Below are 13,321 nucleotides of genomic sequence, written 5' to 3' on the forward strand. Positions count from 1 at the left end.
AGTGGCGGAGCGGACGGGACTCGAACCCGCGACCCCCGGCGTGACAGGCCGGTATTCTAACCAACTGAACTACCGCTCCAGTTACTTTAATAATTTCAGCGAGTTACAGAATTTGCTAAAAACCCCTGCCCTCACTGCGGCGCAGATAATAAAGTTTCACCCCGGTAGAGTCAATGGTTTTTTTACAGAAACTTTATTGCATGGGTTTGTTTGGCTGAATAATCATCATACTGCTCAGAGATTATTCAGTCAGGCTTTTTGTCGTCGCCTTTTTCTTTCGTCTTTTTGTTCAGCGCTGCCGCTATTTTTTGTTTAGTGGCTGCGAGCTTCTCTTCAAAATTAAATTTGGTCAGCCATCCCTCAGCAGATTTACCTGAGGCATTAACCTGACGACGCTTCATGACCACAAAAACCAATGCTCCACCGCCAAAAAGTAAAATTGCCCCATTGACCAGTAAAACCGTCAGTAACACATTTTCTTCTTGTGCAGGAGGCGAATGCTCCACTGCTTGTTGCATGGAAAGAGGATTGCTATCGATGGCAGCAGGCTGCAGGAGAGGCTCCCCATCTACACCCACTATAGGAGGCTCGACAATTTCAGGTTCAACTTCAAAATTATATTCAGGTACATCTAATATGAAATCGCGCCCATCCACGGTCGTGCCATATACGGTCAGCTTAACGCGGAATAAACCATCTTCGAAGGCGACAATTTTATAGCGACGGGTGTCACTGGTGGTTTCGGTTAATGAAAAGTTTTGAATATCACCATTGGGATAACGTACTCTGCCATCCACCAACAAAGAATTTATATCAACGAGTTCCCGTTCAACATCCACCAATAAATTATGGTAGCCCCGTTGCCCGTCATCAAGCTCCATCTCTAACTTTACCGGATTACGATGTAATACAATTAACGGATGAGTCTGTTCACGGCTATACATGGGAGTAACTACCCTGAATACAGGCTGCCATTCACCCGCGGGGATCATAAGATTGAATTGGCCGGTAAAAACGCCATCCATAGGCGTTTCATCCATCCCCATGCCATTGTCCTGAAATGTTGCAATCAATTGATCATCCGCGCCAAAATTATCGTAATTGGGGTTATTGGTGCTGAGTAATTCAATAGTCAGGTCAACTGCGTCTCTGAATTCTTTGTACTTAATAGGCTCATCGCCATTCGTCAATCTAGCAGTTAACTTTAGAATTTCACCTGAAAATAATAATTCAGGCAATGGTTCTGCATGCAATTTGACTTCGGATAAAATCATCACTCGGCTGTCAGGCAAGACCTGTCCCACCGCTTGCCAAGGGCCTGGAACTGGGTTAGACAGCTTAATCATGTCGTACGTAGCGGTATCGTGCCACTCAACATTTTGATCTTCCGCCTGGCTCTGAAAAATCTTAGAACCATCGGGTTTCACCAGCACCACAGGTGTGGAACCATATTCGCGAAAAAACACCAAGGTGATTTCATTTACATGATGATCAACGCGAAAGCGATTACGTAATAGCTCAATGGAGTTCTGGTAATTATCCCCAAGGGCAGAAATGGGAGAAGACTTGTTAGAAGATGACTGGGATGGCTCAGCTGACTGTGCGTTCCCCATTAATGGCACCAACGTTAGCAGCAGTAAACACATATAAAAATGCTTAGGATAGACTAACAATACATGCTGTATATGGTAACTGCGCAAAAAAATTCCTGTTAGCAAATGCTTCATATATGGGCTTTAACGTATTTTAATTGTTTCGCCACAGACATTGACCACCACTGTTTTGAACAATATCCAGACGCGCTTCATGTTGTTTTAACTCATCGGCCGTTGCATGAATAATCTTTAATTTATTTGCACCACGCTGGACTCTACGGATCTGCTCCGACTGGTTGCCACTGCCATCGCCTTGCTTACCCGCCAAATTAAGTTTGGTCTGGCCGCCAGTCATCATCAGATATACGTCAGCGAGGATCTCCGCATCCAACAATGCACCGTGAAGCTCCCGATGACTGTTATCAATACCATAACGTTTACACAATGCGTCCAGATTATTTTTTTGTCCGGGATGCATTTGGCGCGCTAACACCAGGGTATCCAGCACGTCACAGACGTCTTTCGTGACTACCCGCGTCGAAGCCGGCCCCATGGCAAATTCATGATCCATAAACCCTACATCGAAAGGCGCATTATGAATAACTAACTGTGCGCCCTTAATAAAGGCAAGAAAATCCTCCGCGATATCAGCGAACTTAGGTTTGTCGACAAGAAACTCATTAGTAATACCGTGTACCTCAATCGCTTCCTGTTCTATTTCGCGCTGAGGATTGATATAGACGTGAAAATGATTGCCGGTGAGTTTACGGTTAACAACCTCAACGCACCCGATTTCAATGATTCGGTGGCCTTCTTTTGGCTCAATACCTGTAGTTTCTGTATCCAATACTATCTGGCGCATGTATTTTTGCTCTTTGGCTGACGTTTTTCTGATAGTATATCAGGCTGCTGCATTGAAGCCATGACGAGTTAAAAAAAAGGGTCTTACGTGTCAAAAAAGTCAGTCAGAATCTATACCGATGGGTCTTGTTTGGGCAACCCAGGGCCAGGAGGTTACGGCGCGGTATTACTTTACAAAAATCATCGCAAAGAATTAGCCGATGGCTTCGCGCACACTACCAATAACCGAATGGAATTGTTAGCCGCGATAAAAGCTCTGGAAAGTTTGAGTGAGTCGTGTCATATCACGCTGACTACCGACAGCCAGTATGTAAAAAACGGAATTAACCAATGGATCCATAACTGGCGCAAAAATGGCTGGAAAACAAAAGACAGAAAGCCGGTAAAAAATGCAGATTTATGGCAACAACTTGATGAAGCGGTAAACCGCCATGACATTGACTGGAAATGGGTAAAGGGTCACTCTGGCCATCCAGAAAATGAACGCTGTGATGAACTGGCAAGAGAAGCCGCCACCGCTAATCCGACAAAGGTTGATACAGGGTTTGCTGACTGACATTGGCGCTGATTTAATGCTATGCCTATTCAGGTACAATCCGTCCATCGACAAAGGGGGTAATGTGTTTCTCAGCCATTGACGTTTTTGAGCACAATTTTCGTTCCTGCCACGTTGGCAGACTATGAACCGGTCTGTGCATTGTTAAAAATTCATCCTCGTACCTGGATCACACCCGAATTTCAGTCTTTTCATTGGAGGCGCAACTTCCTTCTTGACGATTTTACCAAGTAATAATCAACTTACCTTTGGTATCGTTGCTCTCAATACGTTGATGGGCTAGGCCGATGTTCGATACACTATATATGGTGTCGATATTGCTGGTTAATTTTTTATTCCTGAACGCGGGTAAGCAGTTCTCACTGAAGTTCGCTATCAATTCGCTCTTGTATTCATCGCTGCGATTACGCAACGTAGAGGCAGATAATGTAGCGCGTTTTTTAAGCATCATGCCTATATCCAGCTTATCGGTAAAACGCCCGGCCAGCATCGCTAATTGCACGACCATGCCATCATACGCCAACACGTTCAAATTACGGTTTACGTATTCTCCACCCACAAAATCTAAAATGAAATTTATTCCCTGATTAAAGTGCGTCTTCAGTTCATCTACAAAATTCTGCTCTTTATAATTGATCTGCACACAGGCGCCCATTTTTTTGCACAGCTCTAATTTGGCAGAGGAGGAGGCAGTCACTGCCACATTTCCCCCCTTCATCTTCGCAAGCTGGATTGCAGCTAAGCCAACGCCACTTGCCCCAGCATGAACTAATACATTATCACCTTCTGTTACATTCCCTACTACAAACAGACTCTGATAGGCGGTAAGGAATACCTCGGCGATACCGGCGGCATCAGTAAATGATAATCCTGCCGGAATGTGCATTACGTGATCGGCATTTACCACCACCTGCTCCGCGTAACCTCCTCCTGGGACCAGCGCAAAAACGCATTCTCCCGGGAGCCACTGCGAAACGGCACTTCCTATTTCATCCACTTCACCGGCTACTTCTAAACCAAGAATTGGGCTTTCCCCCGCTGGTGCCGGATATTTACCCAGACGTTGCAGCGTATCCGCACGATTAACCCCAAAAGCGTGTACCTTGATTCTAATTTGATGGGGAGCAACATCGGGAGCAGCACAGTCATCCACAAACATTTCGTCGGAATTAGCGCCTGAGTTGAAATTAATAAATTTCATAACATGACTTGATCCAAAGGTTTTATCTCAGCCTATCACGGGTGAACAGCGTATCAAATTAAACTCAGGGTGCATTCGCTGATTAATTCGCTATACTTCGCGGCCATCCAAGTTAATTATTTTAGCCATTATGTCAGCAACAGCAATTCTCGCTCCGCAAAGAGAAAAATCTTTGCTTCGTCGTCACCCCTGGGTATTCGCCAGCGCCATAGAGAAAATTCAAGGGCGTTGCAATAGAGGCGATACAATCGATGTGGTAGATAGCACAGGAAAATGGCTAGGTAGAGGGGCTTACTCCCCTGATTCCCAAATTCGCATTCGGATGTGGACATTTGAAAAAGATGAAAGCATTGATAATGTGTTTTTCGTGCGCCGCATCGAGCAGGCTTTGCGCCTGAGACAACGCCTTTTTGACCCAAACATCACTAACGCTTATCGACTGATTGCTTCAGAATCTGACGGATTGCCCGGCGTGACAATTGATATATACGCTAATATTGCAGTGTTGCAATTACTCAGCGCAGGCGCAGATAAGCACCGCGACAAGCTTGTCTGGGCATTACAAAAACTGCTTCCGGGGACAAAATTATACGAACGCAGTGATGTGGACGTTCGTTTGAAAGAAGGGCTGGAACCCCTTGTCCAGCCGCTTAGTGAGGATGTGCCGGAATCGGTTGATATAATCGAAAATGGGATTAGCATCCGGGTAGATGTGGCAACGGGCCATAAAACCGGATTTTATTTAGATCAACGGGATAGCCGACTGGCGGCCATGCGTTACGCCAACAATGCGACAGTACTAAATTGTTTTAGCTATACCGGGACATTTGCCTGCTATGCGCTAAAAGGTGGGGCTAAGCATGTAACCAATGTTGATGTTTCGCAACCTGCACTAGTACGCGCAAGCGAACACTTGGTTCTAAACCATTTGGATGAAAGCAAGTGCACTATGGTAAACGATGATGTATTCAACGTCTTACGCAACTATCACCGGGATCAACAACAGTTTGATATGGTGATTTTAGATCCCCCAAAATTCGTTGACAGTAAAGCATCGTTAAACCGTGCCGCCAGAGGGTATAAGGATATTAACATGTACGGTATTCATGCGGTAAAACCGGGTGGATTGTTACTCACATTCAGTTGTTCAGGCTTAATGAGCGCTGATTTATTTCAAAAAATTGTTGCAGATGCCGCTCTGGATGCAGGAAAAAATATTAAAATTATCGAAAGGCTGGCGCAAGCGACGGACCATCCCGTTTTGGGCGCATTCCCTGAAGGGTATTACCTTAAAGGGTTAGTATGCGAGGTAACTGACTGATGTAGTCGATCAGTTTGGCAGGCCCAAACTGATCATCTCTTATTTCATTTCTGAAATTTCAACACCAATAATGCAACTGTTCTCAGACTCTGGTACACAACGCACTACAGTTGCCATTGCCGACAATGAGGGGATTTGAGAACTATTTGAGTCGATAGACACTTCCACATGTGTCCCCACTTCCACAGATGTTTCGGCTACTTCCAACGACATCCCTGTTGCACTGATATCCTTACATACCGCATGCAAAGTACGGCTAGACTCTTCGTCATTCACCTGCAGCTGGCATGGGGAATTTACCATCATGCGAAAAAAGTTACGCTTATCATCGTATCCCAACATCTTTACCTCTCCCGACTCTACCTGATGTTTAATTGGTATAAACAAACGCTAATTACACCGTTATAGGGTGCTAGCTCCTGCTTGTCAATGTGAAATTAGCTTTAACAAAACTTTAAAATTCTGCTAGTACATTTTGAATACGCTTTGCCGACACAGGGTATGCTGCTTTAAGTTGCTGTGCAAAAAGCGAAACGCGTAACTCTTCCAGCATCCACCTGACTTCTCGCAGCGGCTGCGGTACTTTTTCCTGTGGATATTTCTTCAAAACCAGATGGTAAGCATGGGTTACTTTTTCTACTTCTAATTGCGCCAACCTATCTTTATTTGGGTCAACTGGTAATTTTTCTAATCGCCTGGCCAGCGCTTTCAAGTATCGATTCCAGTCACTTAACTTCTCTGCACCGATAGAAAATACAAAGCCCGGGTAGACTAAGCCATTTAATTGCTGTTTAACGTCGCTAAGTGCGTTTATCATAGTAAGGGGTACGTTTCCTTTCATCTTTTTCTGACACTCATGCGCCACAGTCAGACCAGCTTCAACCTGCTGGGCAATTGCTAGCACGGTGTCATTGATACGCCCTCGAACGTATTCAACGCAGCGCTCAAATGTCTGCTTATCTCTTATCTGATCGTTTCTACCCTCGCTAAACTCGGAAACCAGCTGGTCAATCCCAGCAAGAATACAATCATCGATAAGCGCATTCACCTGACCAAATGGGTTAAAGTACAATCCTAATTTTGCTTTATTGGGCAATTTATTTTGCAAATAGCTCAGTGGCGAAGGCATGGCTTTTTTTATCAGATGAGCCAACCCTTCCCGGTGCTTTCGTTGCGCTTTATCTTTATCGTCAATTAATTCGATATTGATTTTGTTATGCTTGACCACCAACGCTGGGAAAGCCTGAATTTCAAAACCGGCTAAACTTTGCGTAAAAGTTTCAGGTAATTTTTCAAAGTCCCACTGTTCAATATCTTTGCGTTCCAACTCATCCGTGGCAGCCGCTTCAAAGGTTTGCTTGACCTGCCCCTGGCAATCGCGTTTAAGCGTCGGGAGGTCATCACCTGTTTCGATAACGGCACCCTTTTCGTTAACTACGGCGAAGTGCATTTTCAGATGTTGTTCGAGCTGAACTTCCTGCCAGTCTTCTTCTGTCACCTGAATGCCGGTCATCCGTCTTAGTTTGTCCGACAAAGCAAGGGTAAGCGCTACCGGATTCCCTTTCTTATCCTGCATACTGATATCGGCAATACACGCTTGTGCATAATTCGGCGCTGGCACAAAATTCTTTCTTAGGCGTTTAGGAAGCCCTTTGATCAGTGCCACTATTTTTGCTTGTCGAAGTCCGGGTACTTGCCAGTCAAAACCAACATTCTCTACCTGATTTAACACCGGCAGCGGAATATTAACCGTGACTCCATCTACCGCTGAATTAGGTTCGAAATGGTAAGTGAGAGGCAATGTTAACCGGCCTTGCTGCCACTCATCGGGGAACGCATTAGCGATGCATGTATCCGCTTGTTCGGTGAGTACATCGGCTTCTGTCAGCAGTAAATCAATTTGCTGATTATGTTTATACCATTTTTTAAATGCAGCCTCATTGTTGACATGCGCGGGTATGCGTTGCGCATAAAAATCTATCAATGTCTGCTCTTCAACAACGAGATCGCGGCGCCGTGTTTTTTGCTCAAGCTCGTCCGCTTGTTCCAGCAGGGCCATATTTTCACTTAAAAAATCCGCCTTTAGTTGCGTTTGCCCGTTAATCAAAGCTTCTTGAATAAACAACTGATGACACAGCGCTGGATCTATTTGGCTATATACCACCGCACGTTTTGGCACTATGGGTAAACCAAACAGCGTGACCTTTTCATACGCAATAACAGCCCCCCGTTTTTTTGACCAGTGAGGCTCTGAGTAAGACGACTTGGTTAAATGTTTTGCTAACGGTTCGAGCCACTGTGGTTCGATGCGCGCATTGAGGCGCGCAAATAGTTTGGAAGTTTCCACCAGCTCTGCTGCCATTACCCACTTTGGCTGGCTTTTGGCTAAGCCTGACCCCGGGAAGATGGCAAAGCGGGTATTGCGTGCCCCCAAGTATTCCCGCTCTTTATCTTTTAAACCAATATGAGAAAGCAAACCGGAGCAGATGGCGCGGTGTATGCTGTCGAAATCGGCTTCATGTTTGGCAATACCTAAACCGATATCCGCCAAAGATTTTTTCAACTGGCTGACGATATCTTGCCATTCACGCATCCGCAGGTAGTTAATAAAGTACGCTTTGCACCATTTACGTAGCTGGTTGTTAGTCAGCGCTTTTTGTTGGGCACTGAACATATTCCACAAATTGAGTAAACTGATAAAGTCCGAGGCTTTATCATGAAATTCGCTGTGCTTTTCCTCGGCCTGCTGACGTTTATCCTGTGGCCGCTCTCGCGGATCTTGAATAGATAACCCTGCTGCAATTATCATGACTTCTCGCACGGCATTAGTAGATTTTGCTTCGATAACCATTCGTGCGTAGCGTGGGTCAATTGGCAGGCGCGCCACGTGTCGGCCCAACTGAGTCAGCACATGTTTACCATGATGCCGAGTGGTCGCTTGTATTTCTTCAAGTAGTCTGAAGCCATCGTTTATATTCCTATCCTCGGGGGGCTGCACAAACGGGAACTTGCTAATTTCCCCCAAGCCCAGTGCCAGCATCTGCAAGATAACTGAGGCTAAATTCGTACGCAGAATTTCTGGATCAGTAAACTCGGGCCTTCCCAAATAATCTTCTTCACTGTAAAGACGAATACATATACCGTCAGAAACCCTCCCGCATCGCCCTGCTCGCTGGTTCGCGGAGGCTTGCGATATAGGTTCGATGGGTAAGCGTTGTACTTTACTGCGCGCACTATAACGTGAGATCCGCGCCATTCCAGGATCAATTACGTACTTGATGCCGGGGACAGTTAGAGAGGTTTCTGCCACGTTAGTGGCCAGCACGATACGACGACCGCTATGGGATTGGAAAATACGATTCTGTTCTACTGCGGATAAGCGTGCATACAGCGGCACGACTTCGGTATGCCTGTACTGTCGTTTCTGCAAGGCCTCCTGTACGTCGCGTATTTCCCGCTCACCACTCAAAAAGACCAGAATGTCACCCGGCGGTTCGTGACCTAATTCGTCCACCGCTTGCATGATAGAATCAGCTAAATCGGGAGTTTCCTCTTGCTCAGTTGGGTCTCGGTAACGAATTTCAACCGGATACGTACGGCCACTTACCTCAATAATTGGTGCGTCATTAAAATGCCGGGAAAAACGCTCAGGATCAATGGTGGCCGACGTGATAATAAGTTTTAGTTCGGGACGCTTTGCCAGTAATTGTCTAAGATACCCCAGCAAAAAGTCGATGTTCAGACTTCTTTCATGTGCTTCATCGATAATGATTGTATCGTATTGGTTTAAAAACCTGTCCTGCTGCATTTCAGCCAATAAAATACCGTCAGTCATTAATTTGATGTACGTACTTTCACTGACCTGATCAGAAAAACGAATTTTGAAACCCACCTTTTCGCCCATTGGCGTATTCATTTCCTCGGCGATACGGCTCGCCACGCTTCGCGCTGCGAGTCGGCGTGGCTGTGTATGCCCAATAAGGCCAGCTACCCCTCGTCCCAATTCAAGACAGATTTTAGGCAGCTGGGTAGTTTTACCTGAGCCGGTTTCGCCAGCAATGATCACTACCTGGTGTTGGCTGATCGCCTGCTTAATGTCTTCCCGTTTGTCGCTAACGGGTAAAGAAGGATAATCTATGGTGGGAATATTTTTCTCACGTTCACTTCGTCTAAGCTGAGATTGCTGTATGTCTCGGGCCAATTTTTCCAGCTGTTCATTTTCGTCACTTCGCTTTTGGTTTGACGCAATCTGGCGGAGGCGTCGTTGAAAAGCAAACTGGTCGATAATCATGCATTTATTGATAGCACGTTTTAACTGTTTAATTGAAGTTGGCGATGATGATATTTCAGGCAAATCCAGGCTCCTTATGCTTAGCGCAGCGATCCTAGAAGATGCGGATAAGGAATACCAGAAAAGATTAAAGCAGCACAAACATTATAGCTGCTTACAAAATTAGTCAGGCAAAATTCAAGAATGAAGTTAACTGGCCATTTTTTGATAACCAGAACGCAATTGCAGGTCAATCGCCCGCAAGACCGCCGCACGGTTGATGGTTCCAACCAGCACACCATCATCATCAACGACCGGATAGATGCGAGGCCGAGCCTGCAATAACATCTGCGCCAGTTCAAGCACAGAAGAATAGGGTTTGACCGTCAATGCTGGTGTCGTCATCACTTCCTTCACACGGCACACCTGTTCACGGTAGTAGCTTGATTCAATCATGCGTTGCAGGCAGTCCTGTTCTGAAACGAACCCGACGACCTTACCTTTTACATCGATCACTGGGCCCCCGGTCTGGCCACTTTGAAGTAACCTTTCAACAGCTTCAGCCACAGGCATTTCTTCACCCAGCTTCACTGGGTGAGTATTCATGTAGTCGCTTACTTTTAAAGATTCCATGTTGTTTCCCCTTAGATTTCATCGCATCATCGTGAAATCTTGCGCTTGTAATTATCATTACTGCTAAATTATCAGACAGGATTATTAGCGAACGCAAAATCTTGTCTGTTTATACACAACAGTAAGCCAAACTACACAACAGGCTGAGAGAACATTTCTTTTTTCATGCAATTTTCAGGGAGCCTGTTCAGGCTAGACCGTGCTAACGTAAGTTTAGTTGATAGACACGTACCCAGCCATCTATAAACTGATTATTTTTCCGTTTTTTGCCAGTCGTGTTGTAGCTGCCACGTTTGGTAAATGCCTACAGCCATTTGTCCATCAGCATCAATGCGCGCACGGTACATTCCAGCCGAATTAAACGGCATAGATATATTACCTTTACTGTCTATGGCAATAACACCCCCTTCCCCTTTCGCCTGCGCCAGCACAGAATTGATCACTTCATCTGCGGCATCCTGTAAACTCACTTTTTGATATTTAACCCGCGCGCAAATATCCGCTGCAACGTGATAGCGAATAAAGAATTCACCATGCCCGGTAGCGGAGACTGCACAACTTTCGTTTTCGGCGTACGTTCCGGCACCGATAATGGGTGAGTCACCTATGCGACCGTAGCGCTTTGCGGTCATTCCACCAGTAGAGGTACCGGCAACCAGATTGCCTTCGCGATCCAGCACCACTGCCCCCACTGTGCCAAATCGTTCATTTCCTTGCTGAGCACTATCATACACGCCTGCCTTTGCCATTCTGGCTTTCACTTTTTCCAGTGCCTTTAGGCGATGCGGCGTATCAAATACTTTGTTATCAACCAATTCAAGCCCTTGCTCTTTAGCAAATTCTTCTGCGCCCGTGGCAGACAACATGACATGAGAAGAGTTATTCATTACTGCTTGCGCAAGTGAGATGGGACTTAACACCGTTTTAATGCCTGCCACCGCACCCGCATTTTTAGTTCCACCGTGCATAATGGAAGCATCCAGTTCATGTTCGCCATCAAATGTATAGACAGCCCCGATCCCTGCATTGAATAAAGGCGAAGATTCCAGAATTTTAATGGTTTCCACCACGGCCTCTTCCCCAGGTTTACCTGCCTTTAACAGTGCATATCCATGCTTCACGGCTCGAGAGAGCGTTAGGGTAAAATCGGCTTCCATTTCTGGTGTCATGTTTTCCTTTACGATGGTCCCCGCACCACCATGAATTGCGATGGCGACAGGAGCGGGCTTCTCAGTAGCATGCGCCACGAGACTACATAATAATGCGAGAGTACAAAGCGATAATTTCATTAAAAACTAGCCTTAAATGTTATTGTTTCAACATAGGTTAGCATGAATTTATCAAAGCTGGTCATTGGTATAGATTTAGGAAAGATGTACACTGCCGGCTTTAGATTTTTCAATGGCATTGAGGGACAGGTGAACACGCAGGCGCCAAGTTTATTATTTCACGACTATGAAACATTCGGTACCAGTCCTCAAAAGGATTTACCCTGCCAGTTTGCAGCTATCCGTACCGATTTGGATTTGAATATTATTGCCAAGCCCATCAATATCATGTGTCAAATCGCAAATGATTATCTACCTCACCCACAGGCTTGCCTAGTGACCGGCATAACACCTCAACAAACGTTACGGGATGGGATGGTGGAAGCCGAATTTGCACGTAAAATTCAGCAATACATGAGTACGTCCAATACGTGTGTAGTGGGCTATAACAGCATTAGATTCGACGATGAAGTCAGCCGTTACCTTTTTTATCGAAATTTTTACGACCCGTATGCCAGAGAATGGCAGAATGGTAACAGTCGCTGGGATATTATCGATTTAACTCGTGCATGCTATGCGTTGCGACCCGAAGGTATAAACTGGCCAACGCGGGAAGACGGTTTCCCAACCTTTAAACTGGAAGAACTGAGCGCCGCCAATAATCTTGACCACGGACAGGCTCATGACGCTTTATCTGATGTGTACGCCACTATCGCACTAGCCAAACTGATAAAAGCCAAACAGCCTAAATTATTTAATTGGTATTACTCGCTTAGGCAGAAGCATAACGTACTCAAACAGTTTAATTTTACCGACTCAAAAGTATTGGTTCATGTATCTTCGCGGATCCCTGCCCGTCAGGGGGGCTGCACCTGGATCTTGCCAATTGCTATGCACCCTCATCAGCCAAATAGCATCATTGCGATTGATCTAAATAAGTCGCTTTCTCCATTAGAAAATAACGATGCCGAACGCGTTCGTAATATGCTTTATACCCCAACCGCTGAACTTGGCGATGGGTTGCGGCCTGGTATCAAACTCATTCATATCAATCGCTCCCCGTTTATCGCCCCTGCGAGCGCGTTGACAGATAAACGCGCATTGCACCTCGGCATAGACAAAGAGTTATGTGCCAAAAACTATAAATTACTAACAAGTGACAATGCTCTAAGAGAAAAAATCATTGATGTGTACAGAGATGAATCAGGTCGTCCCGATGAACACGTAGATGCGGATCACGCTTTGTATAGTGGCGGCTTTTTAACTAATGAGGAAAGAAACTGGTGTCAACGTGTCCGTGAAACCAACCCAGACCAATTGGTGCTTTTGCAAGATGATATGCAAAATCCGAAATTAAAAACCCTTTTGTTCCGTTACCGAGCCAGAAATTATCCACACACTCTGAGTGACAGCGAATTGCACCAGTGGCAAGCCCATCGTCGGGATCGCTTAACAGACCCGCTTTCAGGTGGTTCGATCACCTTAGAGTCGTATTTATTTGAGATTGAACAATTGGCTACACAACACCGAGATAACCCGGAGCGTACTGCCATTTTGCGGGCTTTGTATCAATATGCAGAAAACCTTTGACCTAAAGATCGCCTTCACTATAAAGT

The 13,321-nt window shown here is 45.6% G+C and carries 10 protein-coding genes and 1 tRNA gene; 3 read left to right on the plus strand and 8 right to left on the minus strand.

Annotated elements, in window-relative coordinates:
- Nucleotides 1-2 precede the first annotated feature (2 nt).
- From OPS25_RS09515 to dnaQ, 3 genes are all read right to left on the minus strand, one after another.
- Nucleotides 3-79: transfer RNA gene (locus OPS25_RS09515), tRNA-Asp, on the minus strand.
- A 166-nt stretch (nucleotides 80-245) separates the two neighbouring features.
- A complete protein-coding gene (locus OPS25_RS09520) occupies nucleotides 246-1,700 on the minus strand; it encodes a TIGR03503 family protein (RefSeq protein WP_407080228.1) in 1,455 nt (484 codons plus the stop codon).
- Nucleotides 1,701-1,746: 46 nt separating this feature from the next.
- Nucleotides 1,747-2,457, minus strand: a complete 711-nt coding sequence (dnaQ, locus tag OPS25_RS09525) for a DNA polymerase III subunit epsilon (RefSeq protein WP_265617476.1) — start codon at nucleotides 2,455-2,457, stop codon at nucleotides 1,747-1,749.
- 87 nt (nucleotides 2,458-2,544) lie between these two features.
- Here dnaQ and rnhA point away from each other — a divergent pair, with 87 nt between their 5' ends.
- Nucleotides 2,545-3,012 (plus strand): ribonuclease HI, encoded by a 468-nt coding sequence (rnhA, locus tag OPS25_RS09530; protein ID WP_265617477.1) that lies wholly within the window; start codon nucleotides 2,545-2,547, stop codon nucleotides 3,010-3,012.
- 223 nt (nucleotides 3,013-3,235) lie between these two features.
- Here the strand turns inward: rnhA and OPS25_RS09535 are convergent, their stop codons facing one another.
- Nucleotides 3,236-4,213, minus strand: a complete 978-nt coding sequence (locus OPS25_RS09535; protein ID WP_265617478.1) for an NAD(P)H-quinone oxidoreductase — start codon at nucleotides 4,211-4,213, stop codon at nucleotides 3,236-3,238.
- A gap of 130 nt (nucleotides 4,214-4,343) precedes the next feature.
- On the opposite strand from OPS25_RS09535, the gene OPS25_RS09540 reads away from it, so the two are divergent.
- Complete coding sequence (locus OPS25_RS09540) at nucleotides 4,344-5,534, plus strand: class I SAM-dependent rRNA methyltransferase (RefSeq protein WP_265617479.1); 1,191 nt, start codon at nucleotides 4,344-4,346, stop codon at nucleotides 5,532-5,534.
- Nucleotides 5,535-5,573: 39 nt separating this feature from the next.
- Here the strand turns inward: OPS25_RS09540 and OPS25_RS09545 are convergent, their stop codons facing one another.
- From OPS25_RS09545 to OPS25_RS09560, 4 genes are all read right to left on the minus strand, one after another.
- On the minus strand, nucleotides 5,574-5,876 hold the full coding sequence (locus OPS25_RS09545) for a PilZ domain-containing protein (RefSeq protein WP_265617587.1): 303 nt from the start codon (nucleotides 5,874-5,876) through the stop codon (nucleotides 5,574-5,576).
- 112 nt (nucleotides 5,877-5,988) lie between these two features.
- Complete coding sequence (gene hrpA / locus OPS25_RS09550) at nucleotides 5,989-9,894, minus strand: ATP-dependent RNA helicase HrpA (protein ID WP_407080232.1); 3,906 nt, start codon at nucleotides 9,892-9,894, stop codon at nucleotides 5,989-5,991.
- Nucleotides 9,895-10,014: 120 nt separating this feature from the next.
- Complete coding sequence (locus OPS25_RS09555) at nucleotides 10,015-10,437, minus strand: CBS domain-containing protein (protein ID WP_265617480.1); 423 nt, start codon at nucleotides 10,435-10,437, stop codon at nucleotides 10,015-10,017.
- Between the two features lie 251 nt (nucleotides 10,438-10,688).
- Nucleotides 10,689-11,726, minus strand: a complete 1,038-nt coding sequence (locus OPS25_RS09560) for an isoaspartyl peptidase/L-asparaginase family protein (protein WP_265617481.1) — start codon at nucleotides 11,724-11,726, stop codon at nucleotides 10,689-10,691.
- Between the two features lie 84 nt (nucleotides 11,727-11,810).
- On the opposite strand from OPS25_RS09560, the gene sbcB reads away from it, so the two are divergent.
- Nucleotides 11,811-13,295, plus strand: a complete 1,485-nt coding sequence (gene sbcB / locus OPS25_RS09565) for an exodeoxyribonuclease I (protein ID WP_265617589.1) — start codon at nucleotides 11,811-11,813, stop codon at nucleotides 13,293-13,295.
- Nucleotides 13,296-13,321 lie beyond the last annotated feature (26 nt).

This window comes from Alteromonas aquimaris, assembly GCF_026183695.1.
Lineage (GTDB): Bacteria > Pseudomonadota > Gammaproteobacteria > Enterobacterales > Alteromonadaceae > Alteromonas > Alteromonas aquimaris.